Consider the following 17372-nt stretch of genomic DNA (forward strand, 5'->3'; position numbering starts at 1 on the left):
CTTGTTTTTTGCCCTTAGCAGAAGACGGAAGCTCTCGATAAGGAAACTTTGTAGTAGTACCGAATATATAACTCTATTCAAAATCACACTTTCCATTGAGGCCTTTTTGTCATCATATTAGCCTAGGTATAAGAATTATCGATAACCTGAAATGCATATTATATGATATTATATCGACACACGATATATATCGCATGTCGATATAACAAAGGAGGTGTAACAATTGAAGAAAACAGAGGAATTACTGCCTTTAACGCATACCACCTACTACATTTTAATGGTGCTGCGGCAGCCGCTGCATGGCTACGGCATAATGAAAGAGGTGGAAGTTATCAGTGAGGGGTTAGTGAAGCTTGGCCCAGGGACACTTTATGGAGCGCTCCGCAAATTAGAGAAGCTTCAGTTGATCACACAAGTGGAGCAGAAGGATACTAAAAAGTCTTATCAGCTGACGGATAACGGCAGAAGATTATTATTCGCTGAATATGAGCGGCTTCGCAAGCTTGTTGAAATCAGCGAAAAACAGTTAGGGGAAGAAATATGACAGAGAAAAAGAAGGTAAGAAAATTGTTTTGGGCATGGGAAGACCAGAAAGAAGAGGTTTGGCTCCAGCGAATGGCGCAGGAAGGCTGGGTGCTTGAACAATACAGATGGTTCACGTACACCTTTAAAGCTGCAGCACCTTTGAAACTAGTGTATCAGCTGGATTACAGACTAGGCATTCCTGACAAAAGTTATTTCGATTTATTCGAAATGGATGGATGGCATATGGTCAGTTCTTTTGGAGGCTGGTACTATTTCTGCAAAAAAGATGATGGAACAGATAAATTAGAGATTTTTACAGATGTCCATTCAAGAGCTGCTAAATACATACGTTTATCTAATTATCTTTTATTTATTCTGGCAATGCATGTGCTATCTTTCTGGTTACCGGCAATTACGAATCCAAGCCATATGCCTTTCTGGATAGGGGGAACTATTGCTCCAATAGCTATAATAGGTATTTTTGGTGTTTATATACTAAGAAGAAAAGCAAAGAAGCTAAAAGAGATTTTAATATAGAAATAGAGGTTATTCTGATCGGACAGAATAATCTCTATTGTTTTGGATAGAAATTGAAAGAAAAGCGAAATGCGTCGAAAACGACCGGAGGAGCCGGAGAAACAAAAAAGAAAAATTAATAAAAATACAAAATAACTTCAATTAAGCTAAAAATTGAAATGAATTGATGTAATTGAAATATATTTAGGCTTTTCTTTGATTTCTATCCATTTGACATCACAGAGAGAGTACGTCATAATGTATTTATCTCGAATTCGAGGTAATTCCATCATCAGGCTGGAGTGATAAAGATGAATCATTTAAAAGGTATTCACCATGTAACGGCAATTACGAGCAGTGCAGAAAAAAACTATGAATTCTTCACATATGTACTTGGCATGCGTCTTGTTAAGAAAACAGTGAACCAAGATGATATCCAAACATATCATCTGTTTTTCGCGGATGACAAAGGCAGCGCAGGAACAGATATGACGTTCTTCGATTTCCCTGGCATACCGAAGGGTACACATGGTACGAATGAAATCTACAAAACTTCATTCCGCGTGCCATCCGATGCTGCCCTGGATTATTGGGTAAAACGATTCGATCGTCTAGAAGTAAAGCATCATGGCATCAAAGAGCAGTTTGGAACCAAGACTTTATCTTTCGAGGATTTCGACGAACAGCAATACCAGTTGATCAGCGATGAAAATGATGAAGGTGTGGCTTCTGGAACACCATGGCAGAACGGTCCTGTACCTTTGGAGTTTGCTATCACAGGGCTCGGTCCGATTTTTGTCAGGACGGCACATATTGATTATTTCAAGGAAATGCTCGAAAAAGTACTTGTTTTCCGTCCAGTTGCACAGGAAGGGTCCTACTATTTGTATGAAGTAGGAGAAGGCGGTAATGGTGCAAGCATCGTTCTTGAGCACAATACAATTCTGCCAGACGGAAGACAAGGATTTGGCACAGTTCACCATGCTGCTTTCCGTGTCGAGGATCGAGCAGTATTAGAGGAATGGATTGAACGGATGCATAGCTTCCAATTCCAAACTTCCGGATATGTCGATCGACACTTCTTCGAATCGCTGTATTCCAGAGTAGCACCAGGGATTTTATTCGAATTTGCGACTGACGGTCCTGGTTTCATGGGTGATGAACCATACGAAACGCTAGGAGAAAAACTTTCCTTGCCGCCATTTTTGGAGCCAAAACGTGAACAAATCGAAAAGCTTGTCCGTCCGATCGATACTGTACGCAGCACAAAACAACTTGAAAAAGAATGATAAACCGACATCTGCTTATTTAGCAGATGTCTTTTTTTTAGCAGATTTCGTCAGGTAAGCGTATAATAAAGATGTAGCATTCATCCCATACAGAAGGAAGGCTTTTTTATGAAAGCAAAAGACTTCATGATAACAGATGTAATAGCAGCGAGCGAACAAGATACGGTCAAGCAGGTTTTAGAGACGTTTGTTAACCGGCGGATCAGTGGAATGCCGATACTGGATAAAGACCGGCGTATTGTAGGCGTCGTCAGTGACGGAGATATCCTGCGAGGGATCCAGCCGAAGGATACAGTCGTCTTCAACTATTTGCTGACTGTAAGCTTTAAAGCAGAGAAAATAGATAAAATTGTTGATGAATTAAAAGATCATCCTATATTGAATCTTGCTAAAAAACGAGGAATCGTCACCGTCCATGAAGAGGATGAAATGGAAGAAGTCGTGAACATACTGGCAAAACACCGGTTTAAAAAGATACCGGTTCTGAATGACCAAAAGCAAGTTGTGGGGGTAATCAGCCGCGGTGATGTTCTGCGTACGATTCATTCTAACTTACTGAACGCACTTTGATGGTAAAGCACTGACTCCAAAGAAAGAGTCAGTGCTTTTTTATGTTAGAATAGAAGTTATGAGCTTGATAGATTAAAGGAGTTTTATCTATATATGAGTATGATAGTTATATTGGCGGAAAAGCCCTCGGTTGCGAAGAATATCGCCGATGCATTGAAAATAAAAACAAAACAGGATGGGTTTTACGAGGGGCCTGGTTATATTATCACATGGGCATTCGGTCATTTGCTGCAGCTGTTTGATGCGAAAGACTATGATGCTGCTATGGCAAGATGGAAACTGGATAATTTTCCGTTTGTACCAGATGCTTTCCAATATAAAATCAAATCGAGTCCGCGCAATCGTGACGCTGCCGATCCTGGTGCGAAGAAGCAGATAGCAATCGTAAAGCGTCTCATGCAAAGAAGAGATGTAGAGAAAATTGTATCCGCATGTGACTACGACCGGGAAGGGCAACTGATTGGTGACAGCATCATCAACTATATCAAACCGGACAAGCCCGTTTACCGGCTGCTGTTGAATGAATGGACCGAACAGGAAGTACTTCGCGGTCTTCAATCACTCCGGCCGAACACAGAGCTCAGACCACTTTATGATGCTGGAATCGGCCGTCAGTGGGCTGATTGGGTTATCGGAATCAACCTTACCTCGGTAGCGACACTTCGTTATCAGAGCGGCCGCGGACAGGTTTTAAATATCGGGCGTGTACTGCTGCCGACATTGAAAATCATCTATGATCGTGACAAGGAAATCAGTGAGTTCAAACCAGAGCCTTATTTCAAGTTGCTTGCAACTTTCCGAACACCTGACAAGAAATTCTATGAAGGTGTTTACAAGGAAGGGAAGACGGACAAGTTTAAGGAGAGGGACCCGCTGCAGGATATCCTGCAGCGCATTCAAGGCAAACAAGGACAGATCAAGGACAAACAGACGGAAGAGAAAAAGGAATTCTGTCCGCCTCTGTTTAACCTCTCTGGTTTGCAAGGATATATGACAGCAAGATACAGCGGATGGACATCTGATAAGGTGCTGAAAGTGGCACAAACGCTATATGAGAAGAAGTATATAACGTACCCTCGTACATCCAGTACAGCTTTGGAGGAAAGCCTAGTATCCAAGGCTGCTGGCGTATTGAAGAAAGTAGCAGCAGGATTGCCTTATGAATCGGAAATCAAATTCAGCCGTTCGAAACGCGTGTTCAATAATAGCAAGGTATCCAGCCATAGTGCGATCATACCGACATATGTTCTGCCTAAGAGACTTACGCCTGATCAGGAGCTTGTATACAATGCGGTTAAAAACCGATTTATCATGCAATTCATGCCTGTCGCAGTGTATGAGGAGACGACTTTAGAAACCATCATTGCGGATGTCTCTCTATCTGGCAGTTTTATCTCAAAAGGCCGTATTCAGCTTGTAGATGGCTGGAAGAAGGTCGAGAAGCAGCAAACAAAGGAAACCTTGCTGCCGGATGTCCAGGAAGGCATGCTGGTGGATACATGGGAAACAACCGTCACTTCCCATATGACGCAGCCGCCGAAGCCTCATACGGAAAGAACGTTGTTGCGAGTTATGGAAACGTGCGGTAAAGGAAAACAGGATGAAGAGGATGTCGTCGAAGTACTGCGTGGTTTCAGTATCGGGACAGCAGCAACAAGGGCAGAAACAATCAAGAAGCTGAAAGACATTCACTATATTAGTAATAAAGGGAAAGAACTGCACGTAACCGATACCGGTAAGAAGCTGGTTGAAACGTTTCCGGTTAAGCCTTTGTTCGATTTGAACTTTACCGGAAGGCTCGAGAAGACGCTAGCTGATATAGAGGATGCGAAAGTCGGCCGGGAAGATTTTCTGGAGATGATTTTCTCCTTTACGAAGGATGCAGTGCAGACGATGAAACAAGACGAAGCAGCACCGATCCGGACTATTGAGAAGCAAACAATCACCCATGAAGTTCTCGGCAAGTGCCCAGCTTGCGGCGGAGATGTTGTAGAAGGGTATAAAGGATTTGGTTGTAAAAACTATAAGAAAACATGCAGCTACATCATTTGGAAGAATGATAAGTTCCTTTCGGCAGTGCGGAAGAAGCCAACGAAGACGATGGTGAAAGCACTCCTGAAAAGCGGTACAGCTCATGTAAAAGGTATGACAAGCAAACGCGGGAAGAAATTCTCGGCTTATCTTTCTTATGAAAAGAATCCAGACAATGACTATTACAGCTGGAAAATGGAATTCGAGAAGAAATAAAGAGAGCGATGTGTGGAACCCACACTTCGCTCTTTTTAGAATTCTTCGTAAACCGCTGGATCTTGATCAGCGATACGTCCATCTGAAGCTGTTAAGCTGTTGATCTTCTCCATATCTGCTTGATCCAATTCAAAATCAAAGATAGCAAGATTCTCTACCTGGCGGCTAGGGGTAGCAGATTTAGGTATAGCGATGCTTCCCAGCTGATAATGCCAGCGCAGTACAATCTGTGAGACACTTCTGCCATGATTCTGGGCGATTTCAGCAAGCAATGGATGCTCCAGCAGATTCGTTTTTCTGCCGAGCGGACTCCATGACTCTGTTACGATGCTATTTTCTTCATGGTATTGTCTTTGTTTCTCCTGGTTGAAGAATGGATGCAGTTCGATCTGATTGATAACAGGGAGTTCACCTGTTTCTGCCTTAAGTCTCTCTAAATGCTCCGGCAGGAAATTGCAAACACCGATAGAACGGATCAAGCCCCATTTACGAGCATCAAGCAAGGCCTGCCATGCTTCTACATAATGATCTTGTTTCGGGTTCGGCCAATGAATCAGATAGAGGTCATAATAATCGAGACCTGCACGGTAAAGGGATTCCTGTATCGTCGTAATCGCATTATCATGCTGATGATACCGACCTGGAAGTTTGGAGGTGACCAAAATCTCATCACGCGAAATACTGTGCTGCTTGATAGCCTGTCCGACAGTTGCCTCATTTTCATAATTATAAGCCGTGTCCAATAAGCGGTAGCCTGCATCGATAGCGCTGCGGATGGCCTGAACACCTCCACTGCCTTTCAAGCTATATGTACCGAAGCCTACAGCAGGAAGAATCGTACCGTCGTGCAGTTTCTTGGTAGGGATATGATTTTGCATTCTATACTCTCCTTTCCAATTCTATATTTTCAGCCTAGCATAAAAGGGAAAGATTGTCCTAAGTCAGCACCTTGCTCGAAATAAACATAGAGAGCACTTAGAATATTATTGATTAAAGCTTAAGCTTGATAGGAAAACAGCTTCTAATTAACCAGTTGTTCGCTTATACTTAAAAATACGGAATATCAGGAAGAACGTACCATGTCGAAAGTATGAGTTCAGGGAAATGAGGAAGCGTTTTGACAACTATTACGAAGCTTGAGTCAAAAGTGAAAGAATTATCAAAACTGCTAGAAGCCCTTAAAGAATTGAATGCTGCAATCGATTTGCAAGATATTTCTCAGGGGATACTCGATCAAATGGTAATGATCTCGGAAGCAAAAGGGGCATTATTATGGGTGCTTGAAAAAGAGAAGAACCGGGTAGTGGCAAAAGTGTCTTACGGAATTCCGATTGATTCATTACCAAAGCAAACCCTATCAGATGGGGAAGGCATCGTTAAAAAAGTGATGATGACTGGCAAGGCAGAAATGATAACAAATACGGAAAGTGTTATCGACAGCTCTGCTGCATATCCCAGCCTTGCTACCACCATACTTACTGTTCCACTTCAGGCAAAAGGGCAAGTTTTAGGTGCCATTCAACTCATGGATAAAGAAAACGGAAGCCACTTCGATACTCGAGACAGGGAGCTTGCTGCGATATTGGCGGAGCAGTCAGCCTTAGCTATGTATAACAGTCAAATGTACGATGAACTGTATAAGATGTTTGTCAGTATGATTCGTATGCTTGCAGAAGCACTGGATGCGCGTGACCCGCTTACAAAAGGACATTCAGAGAGAGTAGCCCGCTATGCCTGGCTGATCGGAAAAAGAATGAAGCTGGATGCCCAAATGTGCTTCGAGCTATATCAGGCTGCTATCTTACACGATATAGGGAAAATCGGTATTGAAGATCGAATTCTGCGGAAGACAACTGGACTTACCGAAAGCGAGTACGAGCTTATGAAGACGCATACCGAAATAGGTGCCCGTATACTGTCCGCCATCCAGCCGAACCGTTTCTTTCAGAAATCGATTGATACAGCGATGCTCCATCATGAAAGGATGGATGGCAGCGGATATCCAAAGCAGTTAAAAGGGAAAGAGATACCTTTATTTGCCCGCATCGTCGGCGTGGCAGATGCGTTTGACGCAATGACTACTGATCGCACCTACAGTGAAGGTATGTCAGTCCGGGATGCCGCAGCTGAATTGATTCGCTGCAAAGGCAGTCTTTTCGATACGGATATCGTTGACATATTTATCGAGATTCTTGAAAATTGTTCTTATGATCTTCAATTATTCCCAAATACAGATGATATGTAATAGTCAAAAAAAACCGCCTGGATAAGTTCCAGGCGGTTTTCATTTATTCAATTCTTACTGATGCAATGTCATATTATCTAGCATCCGCTTTTCTGATTTCATTTTGACTTGGTTTTGTGACTAGGTAAATCACATACCCGATAAGTGCTCCAACAATTGCTGGTATTAACCAGCCAAGACCAAGACTGTACATTGGCAGATTATCTGTTAGGAAGTTCTGTACTCCTGGTATAGGAAGTTTCGCAGCATTCAATCCTTCCATCAAGCTGACAGCGAAAGTGAAAAGCAAACTGATTAAGTAAACAGCTCTGCTTCCAGCAAAAGCATCATGCAGGAAAGTCAGGAAGATCAAGACGATTGCCAGCGGATAAATGATAGTCAATACTGGTACGCTGAAGGTGATGATGTTAGCCAAACCAGCATTTGCAACGACTGTACTAAATAAAGAAAGCACTATAGCGATAACTGAATAAGAAACTTTAGGAAGCAGACGGCTGAAGTAACTGCTGCAAGCAGTAACCAAACCGATACTTGTCGTCAAACAGGCGCCTAGTACTATCAATCCAAGCAAAACATTACCAAGTCTTCCATAGTACACTTCAGAAACTCCCGCCAGCACGGCACCGCCGTTATCCAGTAATCCAATTCCAGCTACACTGGTTGCACCAAGGTAGGAAATGGAAGTGTAGATCAAAGCAAGAAGTGCTGCTGCTATTAAGCCAGCTTTCCATGTAAATCCGAGAATTGCTTTACGATCGGTGACTCCGATATTTTTCACGGAATTGATGACTATGATACCAAAGACGAACGCTGCCAATGTATCCATTGTCAAGTAGCCTTCCTGGAATCCTTTGAAGAAAGCGTTGCTGCTGTATGCTTCCGTTGGTTCCTGAGGACTGCCTATCGGGTTGACAAGTACAGTAATGATCAATACTGCTATGGCAATCAGCAAAGCAGGTGTCAAGTATTTACCGACTATATCGACAATCTTGGCTGGTTTCAAAGAGAAGAAACAAGTAATTCCGAAGAATAAGATCGAATATATAATCAATGGCCATGGTCCGGGATCACCAGTTAAGAATGGCTGAATGCCAATTTCATATGATACAGTACCTGTACGCGGCAATGCAAAAAGCGGACCAATAGATAAATACAGAACGATTGTGAACACATAGCCGAATATAGGATGAACCCGGCTGGCTAAATCCTGCAAATCATTCTTACCGGAGAAACCAAAAGCCAATATCCCTAGCAGCGGCAAGCCTACACCGGTGACAATGAACCCTAGATTTGTGGTTAATACATTCGTTCCGGAACTTTGACCGAGCAAAGCAGGGAAGATTAAATTGCCTGCACCAAAAAATAATGCAAATAACATGAACCCTGTTACGATAACATAAGAAAACGGAATAGATTTTTTCACAGTGTTTACCTCCAAGATGAACTACGATTTCTAATTAATCAGATAATTTAAAAGAAAAAATAATTAGAATATTTAAACCTTGTTAGGAATTCTACCATAGTTCTTTTGTGGCAACAACTATAAATAATATTACATAAGATGTATATTTTCTGCTGCATTCGGCATATATAAGTAAAAAAGCCATTTGGAGGCAGTAATCGTGGACTTTACAGAAATGGATATATTCTACGCCGAACTAAAAAGACTTGAAGACGAGTTTAAACGATGTCCTGAACCGCAAATTCGCAGTTTAATTCATGATGATATCCTTCTGATAGAACAAGCTATTGCAAGTGCGGAGAAAGCATAAAGAAAAGGCGAAAAACACATCGGTGTTTTTCGCCTTTTTTCAGCTTTCTTGATTTCTTTGAACCGGTTGGTCCACAATCAAATCCTGTTTCTTCACACGCTCACTCAGGTATCTTACATAGCGATGATCTGTAACGAGGAAAGCGAGTTCTTCCCGTTTCAGATGCTTTTCAGCTTCCTCGAAGGAATCGAATCCGATTTCAGCAGGCTGCTGATTTTTCATAATATAAAATTTACGGTTTTGCTGTACAATGAGGAATTTGTCATTCTGCTCATTGACATACAGCGTCCCAAGATCGTTCTCGGGTACGTTGAATCTATTCTCTGTGGCATCTGGTCGCAATGTCTGCAGGTCGAAGGCATTCTTTACGAACAATTCAAATGCTTCATCAGTCAATGAAGCTCCGGAAGCTTTCTGGTGGCCGCCTCCACCGTAATTACCCGCAATAGCCGATACGTCTACATCGTCATGGATAGTCCTCAGACTCAATCGTTTTGTCCCCATCATGATCATAACGATCAAATCAAGATGCGGGAACGTTTTACCTAAGTCGTTACCCAATTCGGAGAGATAAGATTCGGCATGAACGACCCCGGCCAGATATGTACCTATCTTAACAGGAACAACTTGTTTTCTTTTCTTACGAATATAACGAGCTGTTTGTGCATCTTGTACTTGAAGCAGCTTCTCCTCCAAGTCGCTGAAGACGAATGTATCATTATGCTGCAGCCGTTGAATCATCTCATCAGCAAATTCTTCTATGCTTTGCAGGAAGAGCAGTGCATTCAGCTGCTTGGCAGCTTCATTATTCCGTTTCTCCCATTCCCATGTATCATACTGGCGGACAAGCTCGACAAATTCGCTTACTGCCTTTGTTTTTTCCAGATATCCTTCTTTAACAAGAACGTCATACAGCATACTTGTCGCTGACGTAAGTGTTCCATCTTCTTCCTTTGTCGCAATCCATGCCCAATCGTGGGCATTCAAGTGCTCACTTGTTTTGTGATGGTCCACAAGTCGGGCTTTTCCGCCTGATTGGATGAAATCGCTGATAGCAGCTTCATTTTCTTCATTCACAGCCAAATCCGTCACCCATAGTTCTTTCTCATGCTGTGTTTCATCAGCCAGGAATCTCTTTACTTCTTCGTTCAGACTGCTGATGGAATTATAGCGGATTTCAACATCCTCACCAAAAGCAAGTGTGGCTAAAATACCGCAGCCGACACCGTCCAGGTCATTATGTGTCAATAGTTTATACAATGTCTTCACCTCAATTACTAGTATAAGTATAACCCAGCGGAATTATCGGCTTCAAGCATGATTCTATTACAGTTCTTGTTTGAACAGTCTGAATCGGTGAAGTAGGAGCAAATAAAAAGTGGCAGAGACAAGTAATACACTGCTGAGCAGTACGTAACCATTAGAGATATACGTGTCCAGTGTCATATAAAGGAAGATCGCACATGATGCCATACAAACGATGGCAATAAGCAGCTTATAAAACCTGGCAAAACTAAAAGGAAAGCGCACAGCCTGGTAAAGACTCGCAAAGTGGAGTATTGTCCCGAGCACCTCTCCTAAGTTAAGCCCGAGTATGACTCCATTCACACCCATGCTTGGCTGAGAAGCAACGAAGTAGATCATCAGCAAGCTGGCAAGCGCCGCAATTAAATTATTGTAAAGCACGACACTGCTTTTCCCTATACCAATAAGAACTGCCTGCAGCGGAATCTGCAAATAACTGAGCATGAAACAGAAGATCATCTTCTGAATAAGCAGTCCAGCTTCTTCAGAGTGATAAAACAAACCTGTCAATTCGGTCGCGAAAAAGTAAAGAAACAGCGCCCACGGGATACAAATCATCATTGTAACGTTTATCACTTGGTTGATGTTACTGTACATCTGATGAAATTGACGACGTGCATATAAGTCGCTGATAGAAGGGAGCAGATTGGTCGATAAGGAATGAGTGATGAACGTCGGTACGAATACTAGCGGCATGACATAGCCCATTAAGAGCCCATACGTTTCGGTAGCTGTTTCTGCTGTAAGCCCTGCTGTCAGAAAGCTATGGGTAATAATTATTGGTAATAGAACCCCAGCAAAGCTATTGACCAAATGACTGCCGGTATTGGGCAATGCGACACGAATCAAATCTCTTGTATGCTGTTTACCGTCACGGACGAGATCCCGGATAATATGAAAGAAACGCCATTTGAATTCCTTTTGCCTGTTGAACGCTATGATCAATACACCTAAAGAGATTGCTTCGCCAATGACCATGCTGATCACAGCACCTGCAGCAGCAACACCTAAACCGTAAGGGAGCAAGTATTGAACGAGCATATACGTAACTACAAGCTGTACACTCTGCTCCAGGATAGATGCGAAAGCTCCAGGTGACATATACTGTTTGCCATGAAAATAACCTTTCAAGATAGAAGAAATCGCGACAATCGGTATAATTGGGATGATAGCTGTGAATGTGTATATGGCACGTTCATCTGCAAATAAAAGTCCTGGAATATAATGGACCAGTCCAAGCAGCAGCAAGGATGTGATAACTCCCAATGTCCCCGTTATCAGAAAGGAAAGGGAAAGGACGTGCCGCAGTCTTGTCCGATTATTCGTCGCATTATTCTCTGCCACCAGGTTGGCAACCGCTACTTCCAGTCCGAAGCCTGTAATTGCAATCAGCAGACCGGTTATCGGCATAGCCATCATCGCCAGTCCGATTCCTTCTGGTCCCAAAAGCCGTGACAAAACGATTCCGTTTATGAATCCGATCAGCTTACTGTAGCAAGCAGCAACCGCAAGGATGATCGTACCTTTCAATAATGATTGTTTACCCACATTGGTCACCTCAACTTGTCCATAGTTTAGATGTATGTGAGTAAGATGCTGTTTATGAATAGAGGAGTAAGCTACAGTTCCAATTAAGTAAGCTATATAAAGGTAAGTACCTATTAATCGATCTTATGTTTAATTTAGAGCTAAACAATCTTGGCCAATTCCGGGCTAGGTTCAGATAAGCTCTTTTTTATTGCTTTTAACGCATGAGAGCCAGCACCTAAAAGTTGTTAGCCGAACTGACCAGCGGAGCTTGTTACTTATCGGATGTCTCTTGATAAAGAAACTGACAAGTGATAGGTATGATTTCGTATTGATTCTTCTGCATCCTTACTCAGATAGGCCTGTTTTTCATAAAGGTTTTGACAGCTAAGGGCTACACAATTAACATAATAATCAGAATTATTAATTATATTTAAGGAGGCGAAAAATTGCAGATATCTGAGATCATGAACAGCGGTATTCTGTGGGTGTTCTGTCTGCTTGTCGTATCTATCGTTATTTTTCAAGGAGTCGTATTCATGCGATCTGCGTTTCAGGTGAAAGCCAGTGTTGGTATGACAGATCGAGAGGCCCGGAGTGCAATGAAGACAGGTGCTATTGCGGCAATTGGTCCTGCCTTAGGCAATATTATCATTGCCGTGTCACTGATGACGTTGATCGGGAATCCGCTTACGATGATGCGCAGTGCAATTATCGGATCCTCCGCTACCGAATCACTCGGTGCCCAAATGGCTTCGACAGCTTATGGCACAGAGCTAGGATCGGCAAACTTCGGTCCTGAGGCGTTCACAACCATCGCTTGGACATTGTGCATTGGCGGTACAGGGTGGTTAATCGTCACGTTTTTCTTTACGAAGTCGTTAGGCTCTTTCCAAAAGAAGATTACAGCACGTAAAAATGGTACGAAGAAGATGGTTATTATCTCAACCGCAGCCATGCTGGGCGCGTTCGGTTACTTCGCTGCAAATGAGGCAGTGAAGAGCAGCGGGCATACCTTGATCATCCTGACAAGCATTCTGATAACAATCGGCACCTTATTGCTAGCTAATAAGTTTCATCTGAACTGGCTGAAAGAATGGGCATTAGGCTTTGCTATCATCGGCGGACTGACCGTCGGCTACTTTATAGGTTAAGAAAGGGAGGGAAAGGAAAATGGCTAAAACAGCAGAACAGGTCATAGTACAGGAACAGCTGATGGAAACACAGCAGCAATCATTTGATGCTTTTCATGTAAATGCCCATTTCTGGGGCAGGCTCACGATTGGCTGTGTGATCGTATTATCGGCAGCATTGCCGCTTTACCTATCTTTCGTCGAGGGCTATCATCCTGGATGGCAGGCCATATTCGCAGCCTTTCTCGCATATATCGCCTTAGTTGGATTTGCCTGGGTAGTGGAGCCGGTCAGTTACTACGCAACACTCGGGGTCTCTGGTACGTACCTTAGTTTCCTGACAGGTAACATCGCTAACATGTGTCTTCCGTCTGCGGCTGCAGCTCAGCAAGTGATTGGCGCGGAACCAGGTACGAGAAAAGGAGAGGTAGCAGCAACTCTTGCTATAGCGGCAGCCAGCTTTATGAATATTGCCGTGCTTATTCCCGTCATTTTAGGAGGATCGTATATCCTATCCGTCATCCCGGAATCCGTTCAGGCTGCGTTCGCCTATATCATTCCTGCTATCTTTGGAGGCATGATTGCTCAATTGGCTATGAGAAAACCGCTTTTCGGTGTGATCGGCATCGTTTTCGGGATCCTGATGACACAGCTCCCCATCCCTATCTTCTTTAAAGGCTTAGTCTGTATGTTCCTGACAGTCATTATCTGTGTACTTTTGGAAAACAAGCAAGCATCTAAATCTAATAATAAAGGAGAGATGGTTCATGAGTAAAAAAGAGCTGGTTCGTAATCTGGAGGAGTTAGAGCACGTCACAGGAAGTTTAGCACTTGATATATGGCAGCATCCTCAAATCGCTTATGAAGAGACTTATGCGAGTGCAGCACAGAAGGGTGTGCTGGCAGATGCCGGTTTCCTCATTACAGATAACATCGGCGGTTTGCAAACTGCTTTTTATGCGGAATACGGGAGCGGGCATCCTATCATCGGCATATTAGGTGAATTTGACGCTTTGCCAGGTCTGTCCCAATCAAGCAAGCCCTATAAGGATCCTGTCAGTGAAAACGGACCAGGTCACGCGTGCGGCCATCATTTACTCGGAACAGCTGGTGTAGAGGCCGTGCTTGGGCTGAAGCAGCTTATCGATGAAGGAAAGGTGAACGGTACAATCCGCTATTATGGCTGTCCAGCTGAAGAGGTGCTCTCTGGCAAGACATTCATGGCAAGAGAAGGTGTATTCAACGACCTGGATTGCTGTCTCACCTGGCATCCAGGAACGAGTAACGTCGTCCACAATTATAGTACCCAAGCAATGATCTCCATCAAATTCCGTTTCCATGGTATACCGGCTCACGCAGCAGGCGCACCGCATGCCGGACGAAGTGCGCTTGATGCCGTGGAAATCATGAATATCGGGGCCAATTACCTTCGTGAGCATCTAGTGGATGGCACACGTATCCATTATGCTATCACCAACGGTGGCCAAGCGCCGAATATCGTTCCGGATGAAGCCGAAGTATGGTATTACCTTCGAGGTGAGAACCGGGATCAAGTAGAAGATATGCTGATGCGAATGTATGATATAGCAAAAGGAGCAGCATTGATTACTGGCACCTCAACTTCGCATGAACTTTTAGCGAATTGTTATCATATGCTGACAAATGATACATTGGATACGCTGAATTATCGCAATATGGAGGATTATCCGATGGAAAGCTTCACTTCGGATGAAGTTGCTTATGCTGCTATTCTGCGTAAGTCAATGGATCCAAAACTCATTGAGGAATCCCGTCGCCTGTTAGGCCTAGATTCTAATGACATACTGCCGACCAAGAATTTTTATAACATGACGATGAAAGATACGACGATGCCCGGCTCGACAGATGTCGCCGATGTAAGCTGGATAACACCACTTGCCAGCATCGGTACGACTTGCGGGCCGATTGGCACCCAAGTACACGCTTGGCAAGCTACAGCAGTATTCGGAACGAGCATCGGCCTGAAGGGCATGCATTATGCTGCAAGAATCATGGCTTTGACCGCATATGATCTTCTGACGGAACCGGCACTTGTTGAGCAGGCAAAAGCAGAATTCGCAGAAGCCACTGTCGACAAGCCTTATCAAGCTGGTCTAGATGGGACTGTATTAGCCCCGGGAACAGAACGTAAAGAGCAATTAATCTAATTGTAATTGACTTCCATTTCACTTTTGATATACTGTAACCAACAAACACGAGAGGATGATGGGTGGCCGATGATTGATTAATCTTGTTTTTAACGAATTGAAAAGTCATTTTCAACGCGTATAAAATAGGATTAGTCTGCCCATTTTCAAACTGAACGGAAACGTATACCTCTCCAAGGACGTATGTGTATTTCTGGTACGGCTAATCCTTCCAATTTATTTTGGGAGGATTTTTTTCTGTCCTCCTATGTTAAGGAGCGATTACTTATGAAAGAATTAATCAAAGTACAGCAAATGACCTACAAGTATGGTGAACGTCTTATCGTACAGCAAGCAAATGCTACAGTACACCAAGGTGATGTGATTGGTATAACCGGAAGGAATGGCGCAGGTAAAAGTACATTATTGCAGCTTATGGCAGGTAGTAAGCCTGTGACAGAAGGTTCAATATGGACGGCGGATTCGATAGGGATAGAATTAGTGGAACAGGAAAGAGAAAATTATTCTTCTGAATCAGTTCAGTTTGAAGCAGCTGTACTGCTCGGCAAATGGCGAATTCCATCCATTTCTTACCATAAAATGAGTGGAGGAGAGAAGCTGAAAGCAAGACTTGCGAACGGCCTTTCCAGCAGGGCAGACGTATTGCTCCTTGATGAACCAACTAATCATTTAGATGAAGACAGTGTGAACTTGCTTGTGGAAGAAATCAAAAAAACCAACAAAACAATTCTGATCGTTTCTCATGATCGCTATTTACTAGATCAAGTGGCTACAAAGATATGGTCTATAGAAGGACAGAGGCTTCATACTTTTGCAGGAAATTATACTGCTTATACAGATCATAGACAAAAAGAAAAAGCGGCACAGCAGCATGCCTATGAAAAGCAGCAGAAACGCATCCAGCAAGTAGAGAGTCAAATTGCTTCCCTGCAAAATTGGAGTACAAAAGCACATGCACAATCTACCAAACAAGAAGGCGCCAAGGAATATTATCGTAAAAAAGCAAAACGAATGGATAAGGCTGTGAAATCAAAGCAAAAGCGACTGGAAAAGGAATTAGAAAAAGAGAAAATCGAAGCAGCTGTACCTGATCATGGGGTATCCTTCGAATTAAGCTCCTCCCGTAAAAGGGGAAAACGATTTCTGGAATGTATAAATGTAACCAAGCAATATGATGATAAGATACTTTTTCAAGATGCTAATTTCACCATCAAGCATGGGGAAAAGATCGGTTTGCAAGGGCCAAACGGCTGCGGAAAAACAACCTTTTTCCGGATGATAACCGATAATGAACCGTATGCAGGAGAAATATGGATTTCGCCAACAGCTAACATCGGCTATCTCTCACAGGATGTCTATGATCTGCCCCTGAATAAGACACCTGGGGAGATCTTTCACAAGGAAACATTTGCTGAGAGGGGAAAGGTACAAACGCTGCTTCTGAATCTTGGGTTCGATAAAGAAAGCTGGATGCTTCCGATAGAAGGAATGAGTATGGGAGAGCGTGTGAAATTGAAGCTTATGCAGCATATCCTGGCAGATAAGGATGTACTTTTGCTAGATGAACCAATAAACCATATGGATCTTCCATCCAGGGAACAATTGGAACACACACTCACAGCTTACAGCGGGACACTTCTCGTTATCTCCCATGATCGCTATTTCAGAGAGAAAGTGACAGATACGCAGTTAATCATACAGGAAGGAAAGATAAGCAAGAATCTCAGTACAACAGCAGCTAAATCAGAAACAGAAGATGATATTCTTCTGATGCAGCTTGAAAATGAACGGCAGGAAGTATTAGGGAAGCTGAGTATGCTGACACCTGGAGATACAGCGTACAAGGATTTGGATGAGCGTTTTAATCAACTGACAAAAAGAATTAGACAACTGAAGAATTAGATGAAAAATAGAAGAGTCGTGTATTCAAAAACATGACTCTTCTTTCCTGCGACCTTATGTAAACAAAGAAGTACCACCAACTATTAAAAGGGCAAGTGGTCAGTTATAATCGATCTCTTCACATAAACTCTGTATGTTCAAAACACTAATTGACT

15 protein-coding genes are annotated in these 17372 nt (G+C 43.0%); 11 read left to right on the forward strand and 4 right to left on the reverse strand.

What is annotated here, in order from left to right; genetic code table 11:
* Positions 1-277 precede the first annotated feature (277 nt).
* The 5 genes from ABXS78_RS08860 to ABXS78_RS08880 all read left to right on the forward strand — a co-directional run bounded on the left by ABXS78_RS08860 (position 278) and on the right by ABXS78_RS08880 (position 5147).
* Positions 278-544 (forward strand): PadR family transcriptional regulator, encoded by a 267-nt coding sequence (locus ABXS78_RS08860; protein ID WP_366249905.1) that lies wholly within the window; start codon positions 278-280, stop codon positions 542-544.
* Positions 541-1062 carry a DUF2812 domain-containing protein gene (locus ABXS78_RS08865; RefSeq protein ID WP_366249752.1) on the forward strand — a complete coding sequence of 174 codons (522 nt, stop codon included), beginning with the start codon at positions 541-543 and terminating at the stop codon, positions 1060-1062. Before ABXS78_RS08860 ends, ABXS78_RS08865 begins: the two co-directional genes overlap by 4 nt.
* Positions 1063-1352: 290 nt before the next feature.
* Positions 1353-2330: a ring-cleaving dioxygenase gene (locus ABXS78_RS08870; RefSeq protein WP_366249753.1), complete on the forward strand. Its 978-nt coding sequence runs from the start codon at positions 1353-1355 to the stop codon at positions 2328-2330.
* A gap of 108 nt (positions 2331-2438) precedes the next feature.
* A complete protein-coding gene (locus tag ABXS78_RS08875; RefSeq protein WP_366249754.1) occupies positions 2439-2900 on the forward strand; it encodes a CBS domain-containing protein in 462 nt (153 codons plus the stop codon).
* A 99-nt stretch (positions 2901-2999) separates the two neighbouring features.
* Complete coding sequence (locus ABXS78_RS08880) at positions 3000-5147, forward strand: DNA topoisomerase (protein WP_366249906.1); 2148 nt, start codon at positions 3000-3002, stop codon at positions 5145-5147.
* 35 nt (positions 5148-5182) lie between these two features.
* On the opposite strand, the gene ABXS78_RS08885 is transcribed toward ABXS78_RS08880, so the two are convergent.
* Positions 5183-6025: an aldo/keto reductase gene (locus tag ABXS78_RS08885; protein WP_366249755.1), complete on the reverse strand. Its 843-nt coding sequence runs from the start codon at positions 6023-6025 to the stop codon at positions 5183-5185.
* A gap of 239 nt (positions 6026-6264) precedes the next feature.
* On the opposite strand from ABXS78_RS08885, the gene ABXS78_RS08890 reads away from it, so the two are divergent.
* Positions 6265-7392, forward strand: a complete 1128-nt coding sequence (locus tag ABXS78_RS08890; protein WP_366249756.1) for an HD domain-containing phosphohydrolase — start codon at positions 6265-6267, stop codon at positions 7390-7392.
* A gap of 73 nt (positions 7393-7465) precedes the next feature.
* Here ABXS78_RS08890 and brnQ read toward each other — a convergent pair whose 3' ends face one another.
* On the reverse strand, positions 7466-8815 hold the full coding sequence (brnQ, locus tag ABXS78_RS08895; RefSeq protein ID WP_366249757.1) for a branched-chain amino acid transport system II carrier protein: 1350 nt from the start codon (positions 8813-8815) through the stop codon (positions 7466-7468).
* A gap of 199 nt (positions 8816-9014) precedes the next feature.
* On the opposite strand from brnQ, the gene ABXS78_RS08900 reads away from it, so the two are divergent.
* Positions 9015-9164: a hypothetical protein gene (locus ABXS78_RS08900; protein WP_176465710.1), complete on the forward strand. Its 150-nt coding sequence runs from the start codon at positions 9015-9017 to the stop codon at positions 9162-9164.
* 39 nt (positions 9165-9203) lie between these two features.
* Here the strand turns inward: ABXS78_RS08900 and ABXS78_RS08905 are convergent, their stop codons facing one another.
* Positions 9204-10424: a DHHA1 domain-containing protein gene (locus ABXS78_RS08905; protein ID WP_366249758.1), complete on the reverse strand. Its 1221-nt coding sequence runs from the start codon at positions 10422-10424 to the stop codon at positions 9204-9206.
* 66 nt (positions 10425-10490) lie between these two features.
* Positions 10491-12017, reverse strand: a complete 1527-nt coding sequence (spoVB, locus tag ABXS78_RS08910) for a stage V sporulation protein B (RefSeq protein ID WP_366249759.1) — start codon at positions 12015-12017, stop codon at positions 10491-10493.
* Between the two features lie 428 nt (positions 12018-12445).
* Here spoVB and ABXS78_RS08915 point away from each other — a divergent pair, with 428 nt between their 5' ends.
* The 4 genes from ABXS78_RS08915 to abc-f all read left to right on the forward strand — a co-directional run bounded on the left by ABXS78_RS08915 (position 12446) and on the right by abc-f (position 17217).
* Positions 12446-13150, forward strand: a complete 705-nt coding sequence (locus ABXS78_RS08915; RefSeq protein WP_366249760.1) for a DUF5058 family protein — start codon at positions 12446-12448, stop codon at positions 13148-13150.
* 19 nt (positions 13151-13169) lie between these two features.
* On the forward strand, positions 13170-13904 hold the full coding sequence (locus ABXS78_RS08920) for a small-conductance mechanosensitive channel (protein ID WP_366249761.1): 735 nt from the start codon (positions 13170-13172) through the stop codon (positions 13902-13904).
* Entirely contained in the window at positions 13897-15315 is a 1419-nt protein-coding gene (locus ABXS78_RS08925) for an amidohydrolase (protein ID WP_366249762.1), read from the forward strand. Before ABXS78_RS08920 ends, ABXS78_RS08925 begins: the two co-directional genes overlap by 8 nt.
* Positions 15316-15582: 267 nt before the next feature.
* Positions 15583-17217, forward strand: a complete 1635-nt coding sequence (gene abc-f, locus ABXS78_RS08930; RefSeq protein ID WP_366249763.1) for a ribosomal protection-like ABC-F family protein — start codon at positions 15583-15585, stop codon at positions 17215-17217.
* The last annotated feature ends 155 nt before the right edge of the window (positions 17218-17372 follow it).

It is taken from the genome of Terribacillus aidingensis (assembly GCF_040703035.1).
Taxonomy (GTDB): domain Bacteria; phylum Bacillota; class Bacilli; order Bacillales; family Amphibacillaceae; genus Terribacillus.